This window comes from Streptomyces sp. NBC_00328 (genome assembly GCF_036139655.1).
Classification (GTDB): Bacteria; Actinomycetota; Actinomycetes; order Streptomycetales; family Streptomycetaceae; genus Streptomyces.
On record NZ_CP108013.1, the window covers coordinates 1,318,632 to 1,339,920 of the forward strand.

Annotated in this window: 18 protein-coding genes and 1 pseudogene; 14 read left to right on the forward strand and 5 right to left on the reverse strand. The window is 69.2% G+C overall.

What is annotated here, in order from left to right:
* The first annotated feature begins 623 nt into the window (after positions 1-623).
* Both OG485_RS05610 and OG485_RS05615 read left to right on the forward strand, forming a co-directional pair.
* The gene (locus tag OG485_RS05610; protein ID WP_328664894.1) at positions 624-1,244 is read left to right on the forward strand and encodes a DUF3500 domain-containing protein; all 621 of its coding nucleotides are present in this window, start codon (positions 624-626) and stop codon (positions 1,242-1,244) included.
* Positions 1,245-1,316: 72 nt separating this feature from the next.
* Positions 1,317-4,382 (forward strand): Tn3 family transposase, encoded by a 3,066-nt coding sequence (locus tag OG485_RS05615; protein WP_328664895.1) that lies wholly within the window; start codon positions 1,317-1,319, stop codon positions 4,380-4,382.
* A gap of 252 nt (positions 4,383-4,634) precedes the next feature.
* On the opposite strand, the gene OG485_RS05620 is transcribed toward OG485_RS05615, so the two are convergent.
* Positions 4,635-5,252 carry a TetR/AcrR family transcriptional regulator gene (locus tag OG485_RS05620; protein WP_328664896.1) on the reverse strand — a complete coding sequence of 206 codons (618 nt, stop codon included), beginning with the start codon at positions 5,250-5,252 and terminating at the stop codon, positions 4,635-4,637.
* 68 nt (positions 5,253-5,320) lie between these two features.
* Here OG485_RS05620 and OG485_RS05625 point away from each other — a divergent pair, with 68 nt between their 5' ends.
* The 5 genes and pseudogenes from OG485_RS05625 to OG485_RS05640 all read left to right on the forward strand — a co-directional run bounded on the left by OG485_RS05625 (position 5,321) and on the right by OG485_RS05640 (position 9,826).
* Positions 5,321-6,655: an alpha/beta fold hydrolase gene (locus tag OG485_RS05625; protein WP_328664897.1), complete on the forward strand. Its 1,335-nt coding sequence runs from the start codon at positions 5,321-5,323 to the stop codon at positions 6,653-6,655.
* Positions 6,656-6,870: 215 nt separating this feature from the next.
* Positions 6,871-7,044: pseudogene (locus OG485_RS43925) on the forward strand (zinc finger domain-containing protein); the annotation flags it as partial.
* Positions 7,045-7,839, forward strand: a complete 795-nt coding sequence (locus OG485_RS05630) for a recombinase family protein (RefSeq protein ID WP_328664898.1) — start codon at positions 7,045-7,047, stop codon at positions 7,837-7,839. It begins immediately after the preceding pseudogene.
* Positions 7,840-7,888: 49 nt separating this feature from the next.
* Entirely contained in the window at positions 7,889-8,425 is a 537-nt protein-coding gene (locus OG485_RS05635) for a DUF3500 domain-containing protein (RefSeq protein WP_328674244.1), read from the forward strand.
* A gap of 3 nt (positions 8,426-8,428) precedes the next feature.
* Positions 8,429-9,826: a hypothetical protein gene (locus OG485_RS05640; RefSeq protein WP_328664899.1), complete on the forward strand. Its 1,398-nt coding sequence runs from the start codon at positions 8,429-8,431 to the stop codon at positions 9,824-9,826.
* 346 nt (positions 9,827-10,172) lie between these two features.
* Here the strand turns inward: OG485_RS05640 and OG485_RS05645 are convergent, their stop codons facing one another.
* Positions 10,173-10,799, reverse strand: coding sequence for a DJ-1/PfpI family protein (locus tag OG485_RS05645; RefSeq protein ID WP_328664900.1), 627 nt, complete (start codon positions 10,797-10,799; stop codon positions 10,173-10,175).
* A gap of 92 nt (positions 10,800-10,891) precedes the next feature.
* On the opposite strand from OG485_RS05645, the gene OG485_RS05650 reads away from it, so the two are divergent.
* Positions 10,892-12,229: an aminotransferase-like domain-containing protein gene (locus OG485_RS05650; protein ID WP_328664901.1), complete on the forward strand. Its 1,338-nt coding sequence runs from the start codon at positions 10,892-10,894 to the stop codon at positions 12,227-12,229.
* A 104-nt stretch (positions 12,230-12,333) separates the two neighbouring features.
* Here the strand turns inward: OG485_RS05650 and OG485_RS05655 are convergent, their stop codons facing one another.
* On the reverse strand, positions 12,334-13,680 hold the full coding sequence (locus tag OG485_RS05655) for an ROK family transcriptional regulator (RefSeq protein WP_328664902.1): 1,347 nt from the start codon (positions 13,678-13,680) through the stop codon (positions 12,334-12,336).
* Between the two features lie 181 nt (positions 13,681-13,861).
* Here OG485_RS05655 and OG485_RS05660 point away from each other — a divergent pair, with 181 nt between their 5' ends.
* The 5 genes from OG485_RS05660 (at position 13,862) to OG485_RS05680 (ending at position 19,448) form a co-directional block, all read left to right on the forward strand.
* Positions 13,862-15,514, forward strand: a complete 1,653-nt coding sequence (locus OG485_RS05660; protein WP_328664903.1) for a subtype B tannase — start codon at positions 13,862-13,864, stop codon at positions 15,512-15,514.
* 125 nt (positions 15,515-15,639) lie between these two features.
* Positions 15,640-15,840 carry a hypothetical protein gene (locus OG485_RS05665; protein WP_328664904.1) on the forward strand — a complete coding sequence of 67 codons (201 nt, stop codon included), beginning with the start codon at positions 15,640-15,642 and terminating at the stop codon, positions 15,838-15,840.
* 81 nt (positions 15,841-15,921) lie between these two features.
* Positions 15,922-17,022, forward strand: a complete 1,101-nt coding sequence (locus OG485_RS05670) for a Stk1 family PASTA domain-containing Ser/Thr kinase (RefSeq protein ID WP_328664905.1) — start codon at positions 15,922-15,924, stop codon at positions 17,020-17,022.
* A gap of 34 nt (positions 17,023-17,056) precedes the next feature.
* Positions 17,057-19,003 (forward strand): competence protein CoiA family protein, encoded by a 1,947-nt coding sequence (locus OG485_RS05675; protein WP_328664906.1) that lies wholly within the window; start codon positions 17,057-17,059, stop codon positions 19,001-19,003.
* Positions 19,004-19,028: 25 nt separating this feature from the next.
* Entirely contained in the window at positions 19,029-19,448 is a 420-nt protein-coding gene (locus OG485_RS05680) for a hypothetical protein (RefSeq protein WP_328664907.1), read from the forward strand.
* Positions 19,449-19,473: 25 nt separating this feature from the next.
* Here OG485_RS05680 and OG485_RS05685 read toward each other — a convergent pair whose 3' ends face one another.
* Complete coding sequence (locus OG485_RS05685) at positions 19,474-19,665, reverse strand: DUF397 domain-containing protein (RefSeq protein WP_328664908.1); 192 nt, start codon at positions 19,663-19,665, stop codon at positions 19,474-19,476.
* Positions 19,662-20,543 (reverse strand): helix-turn-helix domain-containing protein, encoded by an 882-nt coding sequence (locus OG485_RS05690; RefSeq protein ID WP_328664909.1) that lies wholly within the window; start codon positions 20,541-20,543, stop codon positions 19,662-19,664. Before OG485_RS05690 ends, OG485_RS05685 begins: the two co-directional genes overlap by 4 nt.
* 171 nt (positions 20,544-20,714) lie before the next feature.
* Here OG485_RS05690 and OG485_RS05695 point away from each other — a divergent pair, with 171 nt between their 5' ends.
* Positions 20,715-21,167 (forward strand): ATP-binding protein, encoded by a 453-nt coding sequence (locus OG485_RS05695; protein ID WP_328664910.1) that lies wholly within the window; start codon positions 20,715-20,717, stop codon positions 21,165-21,167.
* Positions 21,168-21,289 lie beyond the last annotated feature (122 nt).

The following is a 21,289-nucleotide window of genomic DNA, read 5'->3' on the forward strand; positions in this document are numbered from 1 at the left end:
TCGGTCTATCCGTGACGGCTGACGGCAAGCGGGGTGCCGGCATTGCCAACGACGTCGGCGATCCAGGCCATGGCCTCGGGCACGTGGTAGTTGCCGTGCATCGCGTCCAAAGGACACAGAGAGCCGCCGCATCGGGGCTCCCCTCATTGGGCACCGAGTACTCCGCTGACGCCTGGGCCAAGGCGTGACGAACCGCCTGGGCCAAGGCGTGACGAACGCTACAAGATCGTTAACAATATACCTAGCGATCTATCGGACAATTTTGCCGACACTCGCTCATCTGTCGACTTCGGACAGCTCCCGGTCGGCCGACCGCGTCCGGCGCGGCTGCCGTCGGCCTGGCGGGCGGCAGGCCCCACCCCGTCCCGGGCAGGGCCCACCTGGGAGCTCCGCGCCGAACAGCTCGGCCGGAGGTGTCGAGGAGTACCCATCAGGCACGGCGACAGTCCACGGACACCAGGAGCCGATGCACCGGTCGCGGCCGACCACTCCCGGCCATTGTTTTGGGCAACAGAATCGTTGACGAAATCTCTGACATACTCCCAACCGCCGTTGACATGCACGACTCAATCTGACGCGGTCCTGCCCCACGCACCCGCGTCGCCCCCACATCGGAGTTCACGTTGTCACTGCGCCAGATCAGCCCTGCCCCGCGCCGGTCCACCCGGCGCCGGTACCTCACTGCGAGCGCACTCGCCGCCGTCGTGGTGACGACCTGCGTCTCCGGTGCGGCCGCCGGACCGTCGGCCACTGCGCAAACCGCGCCGGCCGGCACGCACAGCACGGTGACCGCCGCAGCGGCCCCGCAAGTACTCACCGCGGTCAACGCCTTCCTGGGAACACTGAGTTCGTCGCAGAAGACGACGGTCCAGGCGACCCGAACCCAGGCCAACCTGTCGAAGTGGTCCAACCTGCCCGACGCCCTGTACAAGCGCGCGGGCCTGCGGATGGACGCGTTGACGTCCTCCCAGCAGACCGCGGTCCTGAACATCCTGCGGGCCGCGCTCAGTCCCACAGGCTTCGAGCAGGTCACCGGCATCACCTACGGCGACGGCGTCCTGAAGGCGCAAGGCGGCATCGACCTCGACTTCGGCGCGGACCACTACTGGATCCGCATCCTCGGCACACCGTCAGCCACCGGCAAGTGGACGATCCAGTACGGCGGCCACCACCTCGCGGTCAACATCACGCTGTCGGCCCTGTTCTCGTATAGCTACCGCCAGGTGGCGTGTAGCACTGAGTAACTTCCATAGCCCTCGTTTCCCCGCCGGGGTCGCCTCGTTGAGCTGAACGAGTGACGGCGAAGGATGGGGCGCATGCGGCACGACTGGGAGCCGGAAGACCTGATCGAGGTCTGGACGCTGCTCGAAGACGACATGAAGAAGGTGCGGAACAAGTCCGGGGCGACCCGGTTGGGATTTGCGCTGTTGCTCAAGTTCTTCGAGGTGGAGGCCCGGTTCCCGGAGTCCGCCAAGGAGATGCCCGCGGCGGCGGTGGAGTACGTGGCCCAGCAGGTGAAGGTCCCCGCCGAGGCGTGGGACGCCTACGACTGGCAGGGCGACCGGATCAAGCGGCACCGCAAGGAGATCCGGGAGGCGTATGGGTTCCGGGCGAACACCGAGGAGGACCAGGAGCGGCTGGCCGAGTGGCTGGCCGCTGAGCTGTGTCCGGTGGAGTTGTCGCGGGATCGGCTGGCGGCAGCGGTGGTGGCCCGGTGCCGTAACGACCACATCGAGCCGCCGGCCCCAGGCCGGGTCGGGCGGCTGGTGGGCAAGGCGGTCAAGGACTTTGAGGCCCAGTTCTGCCGCAGCAGGATGGAGCGGATCTCACACGCGACGCGGTCGCGCCTGGAGGACCTGGTCGCCGGCAGCCAGGACGAGACGGGCGAGGGAGCGGACGCCCACGATGCGGTGTCGGCCGGCGGGCGTTCGCACTTCGCCGAGCTGAAGGCCGACCCGGGGGCGCCGGGCCTGGAGAGCCTGCTGGCGGAGGTGAACAAGCTTCAGCGGGTGCGGCGGCTGGAGCTGCCCGCGGACTTGTTCGCGGACGTGTCGGAGAAGCTGGTGGACGCGTGGCGTGCGCGGGCGTCGAAGGAGTACCCGGCGAACCTGGAGCGGATGAAGCCGCCGCGGCGCCTGACCCTGCTGGCCGCGCTGTGTCATGTGCGGCAGACGGAGATCACCGACTCGCTGGTGGACCTGTTCATCCAGCTCGTGCTGAAGATCAACACCCGGGCGGAGCGGAAGGTCGACAAGGAGCTGAACGCCGAGCTGAAGAAGGTCCGGGGCAAGGAGGGGATGCTGCTGCGGGTCGCGGAGGCGGCGCTGTCCGAGCCGTCCGGCACCGTGCGGCGGGTGATCTATCCGGTGGTCGGCGGGGAGAAGACGCTGAAGGCGCTGGCGGCGGAGGCCGCGGCGAACGAGGCCCGCTACAAGGCGAGGGTCCGCACGGTGCTGCGGTCGTCGTACTCGGCGCACTGGCGCCGGATGCTCTCGCCGCTGCTGGGCGCGCTGGAGCTGAAGTGCAACAACACTGCCTACCGGCCGGTGATGGACGCCATCGATCTGCTCCAGCGCTACCTGGACCAGCCGCTGAAGGAGGGCGCGTTCTTCGATCCGGCGGAGAGCGTGCCGCTCGCGGGGGTGGTGCCCGAGCACTGGCGGGCGGCGGTGGTGGACGACAAGGGCCGTGTCGAGCGCATCCCGTACGAGCTGTGCGTGCTGGTCGCTTTGCGGGACGCGGTGCGGCGCCGGGAGATTTGGGTCGTGGGGGCGAACCGGTGGCGTAACCCGGAGGACGACCTGCCGGCGGACTTCGAGGACAACCGGGACGTGCACTACGCCGCGCTGGGCCAGCCGCAGGACGCCGGGGAGTTCATCGCCGCCCTGCAAGGCAAGCTCCGCACCTCGCTGGACCGCTTCGAGCAGGCGCTGGCGGAGGGCACGACCGGCGGGGTGGCGATCGTCAAGAAGCACGGCGAGCCGTGGATCAGGGTCTCCCCACGCGGCAAGCAGGAGGAGCCTGAGAGCCTGGTGGCCATCAAGGGCGAGATCGAGCGGCGCTGGGGCACCATCGACCTGCTGGACATCCTGAAATACGCCGAGTTCGACACGGACTTCATCGCCGAGTTCACCTCGGTCGCCACCAGAGAGATGCTGTCGAAGGATGTGCTGCGGCGCCGGCTGCTGCTGGTCCTGTTCGGGCTAGGCACGAACATGGGGATCAAGCGGGTCGCGGTGACGGGCAAGCACGGCGAGTCGGAGGCGACGCTGCGGCGGGTGCGGCACCTCTTCGTCAACCGCGCCAACATGCGCGCGGCCTTGCGCAAGCTGGTGAACGCCACCTTCGCCGTCCGCGATGAGATGTGGTGGGGCACGGGCACCGCGTGCGCCTCCGACAGCCGCAAGTTCGGCGCATGGTCCAGCAACCTGATGACCGAGTGGCACCAGCGCTACCGGGGCCCCGGCGTGATGATCTACTGGCATGTCGAGCGGAAGTCCGTCTGCATCTACTCACAGCTGAAGTCCTGTTCGGCATCTGAGGTCGCCTCGATGATCGAGGGCGTGCTGCGGCACTGCACCGACATGGTCGTTGACCGGCAGTACACCGACACGCACGGCGCCTCCATCGTTGGGTTCGCCTTCGCGTACATGCTCGACTTCAAGCTGATGCCGAGGCTGAAGAACATCGGCTCGGCGAAGCTGTACCGGCCCGCGGCCGGGGAGGATGACCAGTGGCCGAACCTGGGCCCGGTGCTCTCCACCAAGACGATCGACTGGGACCTGATTGCCCAGCAGTACGACCAGATCGTGAAGTACACCACTGCCTTGCGCTTGGGTACCGCCGAGGCCGAGCAGGTCCTGCGCCGGTTCACCCGGGGAGGGCCGAAGCACCCGACGTACCGGGCGATCGAGGAGCTGGGCCGGGCGGTGAGGACCTCGTTCGTCTGCGACTACCTGGCCGACGTCGAGATGCGGCAGGAGATCCACGAGGGGTTGCAGGTGGTGGAGAACTGGAACAGTGCGAATAAGGACCTCTTCTACGGCAAGGACGGCGACCTGGCCGGTGCGGACAAGGAGTCCCAGGAGGTCAGCATGCTCGCGCTGCATCTGCTCCAGTCCGCACTGGTCCACGTCAACACGCTACTGATGCAGGAAGTCCTGGCTGATCCGAAGTGGGCGGACAAGCTGACCGATGCGGACCGGCGGGCGCTGTCGCCGCTGTTCTGGACGCACGTGAATCCGTACGGCCGCTTCGAGCTGGACATGAACTCCCACCTCAATCTGGTTGCAGCCGCGGCGACGGCCAGGCTTCCCGGCCCCCGCACCGCGCCGGGAGCGCCCACAGCCCCGCCAGCGAGTGGCTGGGCAGGCTCGGCCTGAAGTTCTCCAGGCCCGGCCATCCGGCTTCCCTGCTCCCGGACGACGGCGTCAACTTCCTCGGTCGCCACTCCGCCACCCAGCCTCCGGTGCCGGACCCAAGATCAGTCTTATAGACGTCGTTTCACTTGGTGAGTCGGCGGCCGTTGATATGGCTGGCAGCGATAGCCGTGAACCACACTGTGCCAGCCGGGGCGCGTGTGTATCGGCTCGGCCCTCTGCCGGTCGTGTTCGTGTGGTCACGGAGCAACCGCTTCACGGCGCCGGGTCTGGGCGTCGAAGGCCAGGGAAGGCGGCGGGGGTTGCCCAGCCGCGCAGTACGGCATCAATCGTTGACCGGAACGCGGTCTCGGCTGCGGTGCCGTCGAGGCCGCCGGCCAGTTCGAGGGTCACGAGCCCGTGCAGGGCGACCCACAACGAGACGGCGATCAGAGTGGTGTCGCCCGCGAGGATCCGGTCCGCCACGGCACGGTCGATCGCCGCGACAAGCGGTCGCACCGGGTCTCGGTCGCCGACCCAGGTCGACGGTACGAAGGACTGTGCGCCACCGAACAACACCGCGTACAGGTGGCGGTGTTCGCGTCCCCAATGGCGATACGCCACGGCCAACGCGTACAGATCCTCCAGGGCGGCCTCCGAGCCGGTAACGGCCGTCAGGTCCTGGAACAGGCCGGCGACCGCCTGGTCGCGCACCTCGCGGATCAGTCCGTCCTTGCCTTGGAACAAGGTGTACACCGCCGCCGTCGACGTTCCGGCGGCGGTGGCCAGCGCGCGGACTGTGACCGACTCCTGGGGGCGGGTGGCGAACATCTCGGTCGCGCATGCGACAAGCCGTTCTCTGACGGCGGCGTCGTTCGTTCTCGGCCTTCCCATGGGAAGCAGTTTACCCATGCTGATAACATCGTTTCAAAACGGCGTTCCAAAACTCTGGGGAGCTCACCATGACACCGTCCGTCATACGTTCCTTGCGCGTTGTCGGCCGCCTGCTGGCGGCCACCGCCGCGGTGGTGGGGCTCGTCGCCTTCTTCCTGGCGCTGATCGTCGCCACCGACGGCGCGGGCTCGGGATTCGTCGCATGGTCCGCGACTGTCGGCATCGCGGTTTTCGCAGAGCTGTGGCGGGGCCGCCGCCGCTCTTGGCGGGGACGGCTGGTGCCATTCCTGCCGGTGCTCGTCGCAGCGGCCCTGACGCTGTCGGTGTGCGTCCCCACCGTCCCCACGACGCGCCACTACCCGCCCGCCCTGTCGTTCGTGACCGCCGAGCACTGGCGCCTGTCCACCGGCAGCCGGGTCGCGGTCTACCACTACCCGCCCACCGGCAACAACTCCCGGCAGCGCGTCCCGCTCGTCTACCTCAACGGCGGCCCGGTGCGCGGCATCTCAGTGCTCGACCACCGCTTCCTGCAGCGGCTCGCGGGACAGGGCTACGACGTGTACGCCTACGAACAGGCCGGTGGTGGACGCAGCGACCTGCTGCCCATGGGCCAGTACTCGATCACCCGGTCCGTCCATGACCTCGGCGCCTTCGTCAGCAAACTCGGCAAGGGCCGCGCCGACGTACTGGGATTCTCCTCAGGCGCGGTCGTGCTCACCCGCGCGCTGGCCGACCCGGCCATCGCCGACCACCTGCGCCGGGCGGTCATCGCCGAGCCGGGCCCGATGGACGGCCCCACCGCCCGGATGGCCGAGCAGAAGGGTCGGCCGTCGGCCCGCGACATCGCGCCGGCCATGACCGGACCGCGCTCCACACACGTCCCGCGGTACGCGGTCGCGTTCGGCCTCATGCGGCTCGGACTGCTCAGCCCGGACAACGGGCTGGTAGGACAGGCGGAGGGCGACAATGCCTTCACCGCTGCCGATCTCGGCAGCGACACCGCGTCCGCCTACTGCGCGCGGGACTCGCACCGCATCCCGGTCGAGGACACTGCGGAGAACTTCTCCTTCAGCGCCGCTGCCAGCCTCCGCATCCAGCAAACAATCAAAGACTCCCCCTCCATCGCCCCGCAGCTCAGGCGCTCCCGGACACCCGCGATGCTGATGATCGCCGAGTGCTCCTCCCAGGTCCGGCAGTGGCAAACAACCATCCTCGCGGACAACCCCGCCATCCAGCGCACCCAGTACATGCCCGGAGTCGGCCACCACATGTGGAACGGCCTGGGTGACAACGACCAACGAGCAGCCGCCGCCATCACCGCGTTCCTCCAAGACAAGCCCGCACCGCTGCCCGACTACCCGACCCGAGCCGACATCCCGGCCTTCCTCCAGGGCCACAAGTAAGCGAGCAGACCCATGGCATCGCATCCAAGGTGCGTGGAGGAGTTGGTGGGTTCCGCAGCGACGTTACGCGTCTCTCACAAACGACCCTTTCTCGGAGCAAGATCAAGAACAGTCGACGGAAGCGGTCCGGGTGCGGATTCTTTGTCACAACCCGTTCTCACTCAAAAGTGGAACCAGGCATGTTCTGGGAAATGTTTGTGACAGTATCCGGGGTCATGACGGGCCCTCAGATCGCACTCACGTCCGAAGCGGACGACGTCGAGCGCCACCCCTGCCCACGCTGTAACGCTCAGCCAGGCTCACCCTGCCGCTCGCGTTCCGGCGCGGTTGCCGGGACCTACCACACCGGCCGCTTCACCAAGGTGCCCCGGCTCGCGAAACTCCTGCGCGTGCCCACCCCCGCCGACCGCGGCCCCGGCCAGCCGTGGCGGCCCGGTACCCCGGCGCCCGCGCCTGTCGATTACGACACCCCGACCGCGGACATCCGCATCGGGTACGCGCGGTGCTCCAGCCTCACCCAGGAACTCCAGTCGCAGCTCGACGCGCTCGCCGGACACGGCATCCCACGGGACAAGATCTTCGCCGAGAAGATCAGCACCCGGATGCGGGTCCGCCCGCAGTTCGAGGCCGCGCTCGCCGCCGCGAGGGAGATCAAGGCCCACGCCCCGCACTGCCGCGTCATCTTCACGGTGAACGAGATGAAACGGCTGGGACGCGACGCCGCGGAGCTGACAGCGCTCGCCGACCACCTCACCGCCCACGGCCTGGTCCTGGAAATGCTCGCCGGCCCTCTCCAGGGGATGTACGACCCCAGCGGACCGGGGCGCCTGCTGTTCGGGTTCTTCGCAGCAATGGCGGAGACGGAACGTGAGAACATCCGGGAGTCCACCCTCGAAGGGCTGGACGCCGCGGCCCGCAAGGGCAACCACGGCGGCCGACCGCCGGTCATCACTGACGACATGCTGCACACCGTGCTCCGCCGCCGCGCGAACGGCGAGACTGTCGAGGACATCCAGCCCGACCTCCTCATCCCCACTGGCCGCCGCAAGGGACAGAGCCCCAGCCTCTCCAGCATCTACCGGGCGCTGGCCGAGCACGAGAAGACCCAGGCGTACCCGGAGGCCGTCGAGACGGCACACGCCGACTTCGCCGCCCTCCAGCAGCGCGACCGCAGCCCCAAATAGTTACTCAACGCTACACACCACCTGGCGGTAGCTATACGAGAACAGGGCCCTGTCGGGCGGCACCATGACACTGGGCCCGACCCTGTGGGGAGCGCAGCCCGCCTACTACACAAAGACCGGCGCGACCGTCGAACCGCTGGTGGGCGAGACCGACAAGGCATACACGGTCCTGCAGTCCCTGAACTCCACCCAACTGGCCGCCGCCGTCCTGGACACACCGGTGAAGGAGATCGTCCTCGGCGCCGGCCAGGACGGGAAGACTCTCGCCTACGACGGCGTCAAGGCTTCCACCTTCACCGCCGCCCAGAAGACTCTGCTGCTCGACCTCATCAGCGAGTGGATCACCCCGCTCAACGACGAACAGGCGGCTGCGAAGCTGACGGAGGCACAGGCCGGTCTCGACCAGACGTACTTCGCCTGGTCCGGGTCCACGGCCGCCAACCAGCCGATCTACTACCGCGTCCAGAGTCCCGCCTTCACCATCGAGTTCGCCCACCAGCAGGGCTCGGGCGCCAACGCGGGCGGCATCACCCACATCCACTCGATCTACCGCGAGAACGGCAACGACTACGGGGCCGAGGACTGACGGATGGCTCTTGCACGCCGCCTGGCCCGGTGGACGGCCGCAGCTCTGCTGGCCGCCGCCGGGTCCGGCCTCGCCGCCGCGCCCGCCGCGGCCCACCCCACCGACGAAGTGCTTCAACAGGCCTACCTGACGCCGACCGTCTCGCGTATGGAGGTACAACTCGAGCTCACACCAGGTGTGTTGGTGGCTCCTTCTTTCGCCAAAGCCGCCGACACGAACGGCAACGGCGTACTCGGCCCGACCGAGACGGCCGCCCACTTGCGCCGTGTGACCCGGGCCCTCGTGGTCCGCGCGGACGGACAGGCCATCGCGTTGGAGGTGACGGGGAGCACCTATCCGCCCTATGAGCTGCTCGCGGCCGGCGGAGGCACAGTGAGCGTCGAGGCGGTGGCCGACCTGCCGTCCGGAACCCGAACAGTCACCTTCACCGACGCCTACGACCCCGGCACCCGTACGACCGTGCAGGAAAACGTGCTGATCGCGGCACACCGTCCGGTACGGCCCTCGGGCATCGAGCACGGGAACGGGGGACGCATGATCACGATGACGCTGTCCGGGCAGGCCAAGTCGCCGATCCCGGCCGGTCCGGTCAAGGTGGCGGACTCCGGCGGCGGCACGATGCTCAGCGCCCTGCGCTCTCCCCTGTCATCCCCCTGGGCCCTGTTCGCCCTGCTCGGCACCTGCGCCCTGCTCGGAGCCTTCCACGCCCTCACCCCCGGCCACGGCAAGGCACTCCTCGCTTCCTATCTGGTCGGTGCCGACAGCACCCCGCGTCAGGCGGTGATCCTCGGAGCGGTCATCACCTGCACACACACGGCTTCCGTCATCGCACTCGGAACGGCGGTCCTGTTCGCAGGACGATTCGTCGTACCGGAGGTACTGGTGCCGGTACTCGAAGTGATCAGCGGGACAGTGGTGCTGATCCTTGGGATACGACTGCTGCGGCGCCGGTGGAGGCTGCGTACGGGCGACACCCACGCCGACCACCACAGCCACAGCGGTAGCCACAGTCATGGGGGTGGCGGTGACCGCGCGACCCATCACCATCACCCGCCCGCGACCCCCATCATGCCTACGACCGTTCGCGGCATCGCGACCATGGGTGTTTCCGGCGGAGTCATCCCGTGTCCCGAGGCGTTGAGCGTCCTTCTGCTGGCCATCGGCCTGGGCCGCACGGCCCTGGGCCTGACCATGATCGTCTGTTTCAGCATGGGTTTGGCCGGTGTCCTTGTCGGACTGGGGCTGGTCCTGGTGAGCGCCCGAGCCAAGCTGGAGTGCTTCCAGCGTTCCGGCGAGAGCCCCCTCGTCAAGTGGCTTCCGATCGTCTCCGCGGCCGTGGTCACCATCCTCGGCTTGACCCTCGCGGCCGGCGGGGCAACGGGGCTCACTGGGGCGAGGTGATGCCGACCACGGCCCCCAGGTCTGCCGCACGATCGCACCGCGGCAACCCCTGACTTCCAAACGCCCCTGCCGCCGGAAGGCTGTGGACGGGTGAGGCAGGTCTCGGTCGAGGGTTCTTGAACAGGTGAGGGCCTTTCGAGTTCGGTGTGGATGACGATGTCCACACCGGCCGAAAGGCCCTCGTGCCCCGCCGTATGCACCCTTGACGGAGACCGGACGCCCACCTCTGGCCCTCTGCGTCGTCGGGGCGCGGGTGACCGACACCGCGAGCAGCAGGCCGAGGGTGTCGGTCAGCTGGGTGAACACCTCGCCCTTCTGCCGCTTCGCGCTGCTTGCGACTGGTTGTTCAGACGAGCGCCGGTGTGGGAGCGGGCAGGTAAGGGGCGATGTTTCGCCAGGCGCGCTCGATGTACTCCTCCTTCTCGCCGACCGGGGCGACGTAGTGCAGCGCGCTCTCGGCGGCGTCGTTGCCCTCGAGGCGGGCGATGATCCAGGCGGCGAGGTAGTGAGAGGCCAGGCAGCCGCCGGCGGTGGCGATGTTGTCCTTGGCGTGGAAGGGCTGGTTGAGGACCTCGACGCCGGCGGCGACGACCCAGGGCTTGGTGATCAGGTCGGTGCAGGCGGGGATGTCGCCCAGCAGACCGAGTCTGGCCAGCACGAGGGCGCCGGAGCACTGGGCCGCGACGAGCTGGCGCGAGGGGTCCAGGCGGCGCAGGATGCCCATGATCGCCGGGTCTTCGACGACCTCGCGGGTGGCGATACCGCTCCCGACGATGACGGCGTCAGCGGCGCATGCCTCCTCAAGGGTGGACATCTGCTCGATGACCACCCCGTTCATCGATGTCACCTTGGGGCCGGGGGTGGCGATGGTGACGCGCCAGTCGTCGGTCTTGATGCGGTTGAGCACACCGAGCGCGATCAGGGAGTCGAGTTCGTTGTAGCCCTCGAAGGTGAGGATGGCGATGTGCGGCACGGCGGCTGTCCTTCCGGGTCGGCGGGCGGGTCTTGACGGTAAGGACCCGCGAACAGGACAGTCAAAGAATTGTCATGCATACAATCCCGTACATGGCAGCCTCGCGGTACAAAACGCTCGTCGACGCGCTCGCATCCGACATCCGGACCGGACAGCTCGCCGCAGGCGTGCGGCTGCCGACCCACCGCGGACTCGCCGCCCGTGAGGGCATCGCCGTGGTGACCGCGACCCGGGTGTACGCCGAGCTGGAGACAATGGGCCTGGTCAGCCGGGAACAGGGCCGCGGCACGTTCGTGCGCGACATCGCGGTTCCCGCCGGTCACGGCATCGATCAGCAGGTCGTCGCCACGGACGCGGTCGACCTCAACTTCAACTACCCGTCACTGCCAGGGCAGGCCGATCTCCTCCGGCAGGCCCTGCGAGAGGTGTCCACCTCCGGTGATCTCGACACGCTGCTGCACTACCAACCGCATCGAGGGCGTCCCCAGGACAGAGCCTCGGTCGCACGGCACCTGAGGAGTCGAGGCATCACCACGGACGCGGATCGGATCCTCATCACCAACGGTGCACAGCACGGCCTGGCCGTCACCGTCATGGCCACGCTCAACGCCGGAGACGTCGTCGCGGTCGACGCACTCACCTACCCGGGCTTCAAGGTGCTCGCGCATGCCTTTCGTCTCGACCTGGCGCCCATCCCCGCAACCCCCGACGGGCCGGATCTCGACGCCCTGGAGAAGCTGTGCGCGACCCGCCCGGTGCGCGCGATCTACACCATGCCCACCCTGCACAACCCGCTGGGCTGGGTCATGCCGGCAACCGACCGAACCCGTCTGGTCACGATCGCCCGACAGCACGGTGCGCTCATCATCGAGGACGCCTCCTACGCCTACCTGGCCGAGGACCCGCCACCGCCTCTGGCAGCAACCGCGCCGGACATCACCGTGTACGTCTCGGGCCTGTCCAAGAGCGTCGCCACCGGCCTCCGGGTCGGCTTCGCCGCCGCCCCGCCGTCCGCGGTGCCCTCGCTCGAACGCGCGATCCGGGCGACCACCTGGAACACGCCCGCCCTCACCACCGCCATCGCCTGCCGCTGGCTCGACGACGGCACGGTGGACCGCCTGGAAGCGCAGAAACGGGACGACGCCAAGGCCCGCCAGGCGATCGCCGGACAGGAGTTGGCAGGCCTGCCACTCGTCAGCCACCCCTCGTCCTACTTCACCTGGCTGCCGCTGCCCGATGACGCACGCGCCGACCGCCTGACAGCCACCCTCGCGCGTCGGCACATCTCGGTATCCACAGCCGAACCGTTCACCACCTCGACGCACACACCCCAGGCGATCCGCCTCGCTCTGGGCTCGACCGACCTGGACAGCCTCCGGTCGACACTGCGCACAGTGCGCCGCGTCGCCGTCGAGGACGCCTACGCCTGAACTCCCTTCGAACAGCGGATTCCTGCCCATAGGTGTCTGCGTGCGATGCGACCCGAGACCGATGAGGAATGCGCGGCTTTCAGGCTGGTGACCGTTCGCGAGGTTCACAGGCAGTGCACACCCGCGGTCGGCACGGTGGTCGGGTCGTCGAGGATCCGGTCCCGGCCTGCCTGGACGGCCCCGTGGAGTGTGGCGTCGGCGCCGAGGACACCGACGGACACGGTGAGCCCCACTCCGGGGATCCCGGTGCGGCGTCCGGTGAGGCGGGCGTCGATGCCGGGGGTCAGCCAGGGCGCCCATTCGGCGAGATAGCCGCCGAGGACGGCCTCGCCGGCGTCCGTGGCGCCGGCGACGGCCAGGAGTGCGGCGCCCAGGACGTGGCCGGCGTGATCGAGCGCCGCGAGCGCCCGAGGATCCCCGGCCCGGAGGCGGCGGCCGAGTTCGGCGCGGTCGTCGCCGGGCCGCTGTCCCGGGGCCAGGGGCCCCATACCCGCAGCAGTGATCAGGGCCCTGAGGCTGAGATAGGTGTCCAGGCAACCGCGTGAACCGCACAGGCAATACCGGCCTTCGAGGGACACCGGGACATGGCCGATCTCGCCGGCCATGCCATGGCTGCCCTGATGGACCCGGCCCCCGATGAGCAGTCCGCCGCTGACTCCGATCTCGCCCTTGACGTAGACGACGGTGTCGGGCCGGCTGACGCCGGCGGCGGACAAGGCGTGGTACTCGGCCAGCGCGGCCACGTTCGCCTCGTTGACGACCTCGACCGGACAGCCCAGGTCGGGCAGGTGCCCGGCGACAAGTCCCGCCAGATCTGTCACGCCCCACCCGAACCCGATGGCCGCCCCGACCACACCCTCGATCACCGGTCCGGGCACAGCGACGACGACCCTCCCCACGTAGGCGCCCTGGGCCCGGGCGACAGCACGCCCGACGGCGCGGGCGATCGTCTCGGCCACGGGTCCGGGCTTCCGCCCGGCCTTCCACCCGGGCATCGGCCCACCGGCCGGCCCGGTTCGCGGCCCGACGCCCGGTTCGCCCGGCGGGCCATCCGCCGGCCCGGGAACCCCCGCCGCACCCCGTTCCCGTCCCGGAGCCCCCAGCGGCACGTCGTGCGCCACCCGCTCCGCGTGCACGACCGCACCCGCAAGATCCGCGGCCCACACATGCACGTACTCCCACGACACCTGGACGGCCACCGTCCACACCCGCCCGGGGACCAGCCGCAGCAACCGTCTCGGCCGTCCCCGTCCGCCCGAAGCCGCGGCGCCCGCCTCCTCCACCAGCCCCCGCTCGAGGAGATCCGCGACCAGCGCCGTCACCGAGGCGTGCACCAGCCCCGTGGCGGCGGCGATCTCGGTGCGCGCGCAGGGGCCGTACGCCTCGATGTGGCGGAGCACGAGGGACAGGTTGGTGCGGCGCACGTCCGCGGAGTCGGCTGGGCTGGTCACACAGCCGATTGTCCCCGACCCGTCTGGTAGCGTGGAACTATATTTTTCACAGGTTGAAAAATATAACTGAGGATTCCCTGAGAAGTCGACGAAATTGTTGACGATCCATGCGAAACATCACTAGCTTCGCGAATGCCTACAGAACAGGCAAGCGATGAGTCACGTGATGAGGAGAGCGACCATGGAGCGCAGGGCAGTCAAACGAAGGACCGTCGTCATCGGGATCGGCGCGGCCACGGGCGTCGCGGCGGCCGGTGGCATCGCGCTGACGGCTCAGGCGTCCGGCGACAAGAAGGACTCCGCAACGTCCTCCGGCGCTCTCGTCTTCGACAAGGACGACTACACCGAGGTGACGGAGACGATCGCTGACGCGACCGGCACCGAGCACTCGGTGACCTACCACTTCTACAAGCCGCGCGACTACGTCACCAACCCGAGCGACGACAAGCACCAGAGCCTGGTCGTCAGCGTCCCCGTCAAGATCGACGGCACGGCGGTCGACGCCTCCAGGGCTCCGATCGTGCTGGCGAACGCGGTGGGCGCCTACATGCCGTCCAGCGTCGCGACGGCCACGGGCGTGGGCCAGGCCGCGCTGGAGATGGGCTCCCTGGGCGGCGGCGCCGGCGGAATGCCGTCCGGAATGCCGTCCGGAATGCCGTCCGGGATGCCCGGCGGTTCGGCGCCGGGCGGCCCGGGGCCAGGTGCCGGCGGCACGGGTGCCGTCAACGGAATGGTCAACCTCGCGAAGCTGGCCCTGGTGGCGGGCTACGTCGCCGTGGAACCCGGCACGCGTGGCCGCAGCCTCACCGACTCCGACGGTACCTACTACGGCACCGCCCCGGCGGTCATCGTGGACCTGAAGGCCGCGGTGCGATACGTGAAGTCCAACAAGGGCCGCATCCCGGGCGACACCGACCGGATCGTCTCCACCGGCACCAGCGCCGGCGGCGCCGTCTCCGCCCTGTTGGGCGCGTCCGGCGACAGCGAGATCTACGACAAGTACCTGAAGGAGGCCGGCGCGGCCGACGCCTCCGACGCGGTCTTCGCGACCGGCGCCTGGTGCCCGATCACGGACCTGGAGCACGCCGACGGCGCCTACGAGTGGAACTGGGGCACCAATGTCACCCAGTCCACCGGCAAGGCCGTCGACCAGGCGGTGTCCAAGGAGCTGCAGTCCCAGTTCGCCGAGTACCAGGCCGGATTGAAGCTGCGCGGCCTCAACGGGTACGGCGCCCTCACGGCCCGCAACTACGACGACTACCTGCTCAAGACCTACCTCCAGGCGTCCGCCACCACGTACCTCGCCGCGCTGTCGGACGCGGACCGCGAGACGTACCTGGGCAAGAACACCTTCATCACGTGGTCCGGCGGCAAGGCGACCTTCACCTGGGAGGACTACCTCGCCCATGTCGGCGCCCGGAAGAAGACCACCCCGGCCTTCGACGCCTTCGACCTGTCCGCGGGCGAGAACAACGAGTTCGGCACCGGTACGACCGAGTCCCGCCACTTCACCGCGTACAGCACGAAGAACGACAGCACGGGCCTCGGCACCAAGCGGGTCGCGAGTGACATTCCCGAGCTGCTGAAGCTCATGAACCCGATGTACCACCTGCTGGAGAAGCACAACCCGAACCGGTCGAAGCACTGGTGGATCCGCCTGGGCACCAGCGACACCGACACCTCGCACGTCATCTCCGCCAACCTCGCCGCAGCCGTGGACAACCTCGGCGACGACCTCAACCACTCCTTCTACTGGGACCAGGGCCACGCCACCAACGTCGATCCCGGCGACTTCGTCAAGTGGGTCGCCAAGGTCACCGGCTACAAGAAGTAGCCCGCCAGGAACAGCTCTCCATCCCCTGTGGCACACACGGCGCCCGACTCGTCGTTTCGCCCCCAGGGTGCAGACCCACCACGGCACCGAGCCTGTCCGCACCAGCCGGGCGGGCTCGGCGCCCGGTGTCCCCGCGTCACCGGACCCGCGACAACGACACCAAGGCGCACGGCGAGTACCGCACCAAGAACCTGATCCTCGCCGAGTACGACCGCATGGCCGCCGTCGGCCTGACCCTGGAGAACCCACTCGTCGAGAGCGAGTCCGGTACCTACCGCTCCACCCTCACGCCGCCCCCTGGCCACGGCCCCAGGCACAGCGCCTGACAGTCGGAACCTGGCCCCTGCAAGGGACTCAGCGGGCCCAGCCACCGTGCCTGGGCCCGCACTTCAGGAGTTAGGCGTCACATGAACCCGTACAACACCCCGACCCCAGCCCCGTCCCGCCCATGGTGCAAGACCACACCCGCCATGCTCGGCCTGCTCGCGCTGGTCGCCCTGCTCAGTGCGTTCAGTCTCGCCCTGGGCTTCCTCGTGATGATCGCCGCCGTGGTGGCCGTGTGGGTGCTGTCACCGTGGCGCTGGTTCGTGAGGATCGGCGCGACGTTCGGCGCCCTGCTGCTCCTGACGGTCGGCGCGGGCCTGGGTGGCCGGCTCGACGACAGCGGGACAGGCAAGGCCGATGCCAAGACGGGCGACGAGGTCCGCGCGAGCGGCACGGCCGTCTCCGCGTCACCGAGCGCGTCCAGGCCCGCCAAGGCCGCTGACTACACCGGTCGGTCGCTGGACGAGGCGGAGAAGGACGCGCGCTCCGCCGGCTACACCGCCACCCACCATGACGCGGCTGACGAGAGTCGCACGATCATCCTGCGGTCCGGATGGATGGTGTGCTTCCAGAAGACCGCCACGGCCGCGAACAACATCGACTTCGCGGCCGTCAGGAGCTCGGAGCCGTGCCCCGAGAAGGACGGCGGCCCGCTCCCCTGGCCGAAGATGCCAGATGTCGTCGGCGCCACCTACGACAAGGCCGTCGAGGAACTGAAGCAGGCCGGTGTCGACCTCGACCGCGTCACGCTCGACGACGTCTACCTCGACGTCGACACTCCGACCGCCACAGAAGCCGCGGAGGACGGCGACGACTGGCGAGTGTGTTTCCAGTCCCCGGACAAGGGAACCAAGGTCGACTCCGCCACCACGGTCCGCCTCGATCTGGGCCAGTGGACCGACGCCGACCTCGTGCGGCATTGCCCGTCGGAGAAGGACACGACCTACAAGATCCCGGCCAACGACCCCGACTACGGCGGCAACAGCACGGACCGCAGCAGCAGCGCCCCGCACCGCGACTCCTCGTCCTCCTCCGGCGGCCCGACCGGCGGCGGCACGAGCGTGGGCACGGTCCACCCCGGCTCGTTCTGCTCCCCTCCCGGAGCGACCGGCGTCAGCCGGGCAGGGACCCCCATGATCTGCGGTCCCGGGTCCGACGGCCGCAACCGCTGGCATAGTGCCTGATCAACCGCCCAAAAACCCGCTACCAGGAGCCCGAGTGCCGTACGCAGAGGACGAGGACACCCGCAAGGTCCAGACGGCCGTCATCGGCCGCGCCGAGTCGGACTGGCCGGCGTTCCTACCGTACGACCGTGACGACTTCGACCAGTTCATGCGGGGTCGGACGCGCGACGACTTCTACTGCGGAATCCTGCTCGGCGGGTGCGGCAAGAAGCTGACCCCGAGGCGGTACACGGACAAGAAATGCCACTTCGCGCACCGGCCGCCCTTGCACTGCCGCCGTGCGGAGATCGGCGAGGACAGCGCCGACCACCTCTACATCGGGCGAGCCGTGGCCGACTGGCTGAAGGAGCAGGGGCAGCGGGCGGTCCAGCCCGTCTACAGGCCCAAGGGGCACCAGGTCCGCGACGCCGTCGACGTGTCGTACAAGGCCGACCGCGGGCTCATACGCGTCCAGTTCGCCCGGCGGTCGAAGCGCGAGTGGGAGCAGGCCGACGCGGAGCTTCGGGCCCGGCACCCGGAACTCGACTGGCTCTTCGGGCCCGACAGTCTCCTGGCCAACTGGCAGATCGAGCGACACGGGTACGCCCTTCGCGTGCAGTGCCGGTCTCTCGGGGCGACGCGAGCGGTGGAGATCGGGACTCAGTTCCCCGACATGTCCGTGGAGTGGACCTCGCTCTCGGAGTGCACGCTCACTCTCGAAGGCATCGTCACCCCGAGTCTCGTGCACACTCCGAACGGCATCGTTCCAGGCCGTGACGTCCCGGCGGAACCAGAGCTTCCTCCGCCCGGCCTGCCCCTCACCCCCGCCTCCGTCCTCATCACCGACGCCGCGCCGTCTCACGCCACCGACACCCACCGCTGGTTCGATGTCTCCCTACGCGTCAACGCCCGCCTGTCGCTCCCCGCCCAGGCGGTTCCGCCGGACGACCAGCACACGTACCTGCCCATGGAGGCCACTCTTCGTCTCGACAGTGACGGCACATGGCTGGTCGAGGCCGGCGCGCTGCACCGCGTCCCGACCGAAACCCCCGGCCGGACCCCGGGCGGCGCCGCGCCCTCCGCCGCCACACACGATCCGACGCCCGAGGAGCAGCCTCTCCCGGAGCGTCTCCCCGTCCACCCGACGCACAGCGGAAGCAACCAGGCGAACCCGCCGTCTCGTCCCCGCCATGCAGCCCGTCGCCGACCACCGGGGCGAATAGGAGGCGAGGAGGCCGAGTTCCGCGCCGCGTTGGACGCGCTGATCGACCTGACTCACGAGGCACGGCACGCCGGTGATCTCGACGCCTTCGAAAAGAGCCTTCTCCTGGCGGAACGAGTGGAACAAGCGGCGCCCTCCACAGATGCCCACGAAATCCTGCGGGATCTCACCGACTGGCTGGTGGACCGACGAGCCGACGAGCTGGACGCGACCTGGAAGCGTCTGTCAGCGCTCGTCGCCAAGCTCAACCATGACGGCGACGACCTCCATCCCGACCAGTTGCGCAACGCACTCAGGACCGCCGAGGGACTCGCCGAAGACCTCGGAGACGATCTGGCGGCGGAGGAACGCCAAGACATCGCGCGCTGGCGGCGACACCTGGAACGGACGACCGAGCGTCTCGATCTCGCGCAGATACGCGGCCACGCCGTCGCCGTACGCGTCGCGCTACAGCGGGCAGCGCGCAACGGCCGCACTGTGACATGGGGCGACCTGGCGCTGCGGACAGGAGCTTCCCTCAGGAACCTCCACCCCGACGACAAGATCGCCGTACTGGTCGAGGCGGACCGCGAGACACCGGACGACATGCCCCCGCTGTCCGCACTGGTCACCGCGCCCCGACGCGACCGGCCACATTCGCTCTACTCGCAGATCCTGTTCAACCTGGACCGACCTGCGCCCCCGGCCGGGGCGGTGTTCATGCACTGGCGCATGGCACTGCGTCGGCACTCCGATCTACAGTGGCGCCTGCCTTCCGCCCTGGGACACACCAGCCGCTGAAAGACCCCGCACCATGGATGAGATCATGAGACCGAACCGTCGTCGTTTCGCCATCGGCGTCGCCGCCGTCGCAGCCGTCATCACACTGTCCGGAGCGACAGGAGCCGTGGCCGGCGCCTACTTCGTCGCGACCGGTCCGGCCGGAGTTCGGGGGTCTGCGGGCCCCGAAGGGCCGCAGGGACCTCAAGGCGTGCCGGGAGTACAGGGCGAACGCGGATCCAAGGGCGAGCAGGGCGAGCCCGGAGCCTCCGCCGAACCGGCCACTCTGGACATACCGGACGCGAGCACGGCGAGCCCCGACCTCTCCGGCGGCCTGCTCATCAGCTCCGGATCCTGCCCGGTCGGAACCTCTCGGTGGGACACCATCTATGTGGGCCGCAGCTCCGTACTCGGATCACCGGGCGATGTCGACATGCGCGCGATGACGCTCTGCAAGATCTTCTGATCGGGTTCGCGCGCCGCACCTCCGCTCAGGCGTCCGCCACGAACCCGACGAACCGTGACCACCGCTCCCGCTCCACCGAGAAGGCCGGGCGGCTCACATCCTTGGAGTCCCTTACGTGGACGGCTTGTTCGGCGATCGCGATCTCCACGCAGCTGTCGCCTTCGCTGCCGCTGTAGCTGGACTTGAACCAGGCGAGTTCCGCCGCACCGCTGCTCATAGCTCTCCTCGCAGTCGCTCCAGCAGGTCCCGCGATTCCTTCGGGCTCAGTGCCTGCGAGCGCAGTGTGTCATAGCGCTGACAGAGCACACTCACCTCTTTCAGATCGGAGATGAGCCGCCCGTTCTTCTGGCCCTCGGAGTACCCGAGCCGCTGCCCCGCCGGGGTCTCCAGAACCTGCAACGGCCCGTCCAGGCACGCGTGCAGACCGGCCTCCAGCGGCACCACCTGAAACGTCACGTTGCGCGGCGCGCTCCGCTCCAGCACGTGGTCGTACAGCTCCCGCATCGCCTCCGCGTCCCCGAACCGCCGCCGGAACACGTGCTCTTCGACGATGAAGCTGAACGGCACGGTGGGCCGGTCCCGCATGATCGCCTGCCGTTCCATCCGTGCGGCGAGCTGGGCCTCCAGCTCCGCGTCCGTGCGCAGTGGGATCGTGCCCTCGAACACCGCCCGCGCATACGCCTGCGACTGCAACAACCCCGGCACCAGCCGGCATTCGTACGTACACAGGCTCACCGCCTCCCGCTCCAGCCGCGCCCACCGCCGGAACCACGCGGCGAGCCCCGCTTCACCCCGGGTGAGATGGCGGGCGGACCTGCGCAGCGCACCGGTGTTGCCGAGTGCCTCCTCCGCGCGCTCCACGAACGCCTCGTCCGGCATGCGGCGCCCCAACTCCACCGATTCCACGGTGTGTTTGGAGTACCGCACCAACGTACCGAGGTCGCCCCGGCTGAGCCCCGCGTGCTCGCGCAGCGCCTGGACGACGGCGCCGAACGTGCGCAGACTGTCGGAGGGGTGAGGCTCCCGCTCCCACTCCCCCGCCGGAACCGCCCGCTCGCGGGCGTGTCCGGACGCCTCCCCTTCGACGATGCCCATCCGCCGCCCCTCTCTCCGTACCGCACACGACGGCCCCTCAAGCCGTCCCGCGCTCACCACCCAGCGTGACGGAGAATCCGGCGTACCGTCCACCCTTCGCGTCCGTACGCTCACTTTGTGTACGGGGTGCGGCGCTCCCCGTCCCTGGCATCCGACCGGCACTCTGGCGCCATGGACCACGCGACGTCCCAAGTCGGCGCCCCCACGCGCACCTTCACGCAACTTCTCTCGTCCACCCGGCGCGGCGCCCGGCTCGCCCGCCTCCTCACCGTGACCGAGTTGCGTCTCTGGGGCGCCCCGCAGGACCTCACCGAGCGTGCCGAACACGTCGTCGCGGAGCTTGCCGCCAACGCCGTGCTCCACGGCCGTCTGTCCGGTCGCTGCTTCCGGCTGACGCTCGTCCTCGTCCCGTCGGCCGGCCGCCTCCGCGTCGAAGTCACCGACCCCCGTGGAGACGTCCTCCCACACATCCCTCCGACGGATGCCGCACTCGATCCGCTCCGGCCGGGCGGTCGCGGCCTGCCTCTCGTCGCCGCCTTCGCCGACCACTGGGACACGGTCCCCTACCCGCCCAGCGGAAAGACCGTCCGGGCCGAACTCCTCAACATCACGACCAGCGCGTGATCACGCCGACGGGAGAGGGGTACGGCCCCTTGTCAGGCGTTCTCGTCGTGAATCCGCGCGCCGCGTTCTCCATCTCCCGCAGCTTCGGCGCGCGTTGCGCGTCCCCGGCCAGCGGGTCCCGC

Bases quoted from the DNA above. Each gene is read 5' to 3' on its own strand.
- OG485_RS05640 (WP_328664899.1), top strand. From the start codon at position 8,429: ATGGCTCTTGCACGCCGCCTGGCCCGGTGGACGGCCGCAGCTCTGCTG.
- OG485_RS05695 (WP_328664910.1), top strand. From the start codon at position 20,715: ATGGACCACGCGACGTCCCAAGTCGGCGCCCCCACGCGCACCTTCACG.
- OG485_RS05620 (WP_328664896.1), bottom strand. From the start codon at position 5,252: ATGGGAAGGCCGAGAACGAACGACGCCGCCGTCAGAGAACGGCTTGTC.
- OG485_RS05685 (WP_328664908.1), bottom strand. From the start codon at position 19,665: ATGAGCAGCGGTGCGGCGGAACTCGCCTGGTTCAAGTCCAGCTACAGC.
- OG485_RS05680 (WP_328664907.1), top strand. From the start codon at position 19,029: ATGAGACCGAACCGTCGTCGTTTCGCCATCGGCGTCGCCGCCGTCGCA.
- OG485_RS05690 (WP_328664909.1), bottom strand. From the start codon at position 20,543: ATGGGCATCGTCGAAGGGGAGGCGTCCGGACACGCCCGCGAGCGGGCG.
- OG485_RS05625 (WP_328664897.1), top strand. From the start codon at position 5,321: ATGACACCGTCCGTCATACGTTCCTTGCGCGTTGTCGGCCGCCTGCTG.
- OG485_RS05660 (WP_328664903.1), top strand. From the start codon at position 13,862: ATGGAGCGCAGGGCAGTCAAACGAAGGACCGTCGTCATCGGGATCGGC.
- OG485_RS05615 (WP_328664895.1), top strand. From the start codon at position 1,317: ATGCGGCACGACTGGGAGCCGGAAGACCTGATCGAGGTCTGGACGCTG.
- OG485_RS05670 (WP_328664905.1), top strand. From the start codon at position 15,922: ATGAACCCGTACAACACCCCGACCCCAGCCCCGTCCCGCCCATGGTGC.
- OG485_RS05650 (WP_328664901.1), top strand. From the start codon at position 10,892: ATGGCAGCCTCGCGGTACAAAACGCTCGTCGACGCGCTCGCATCCGAC.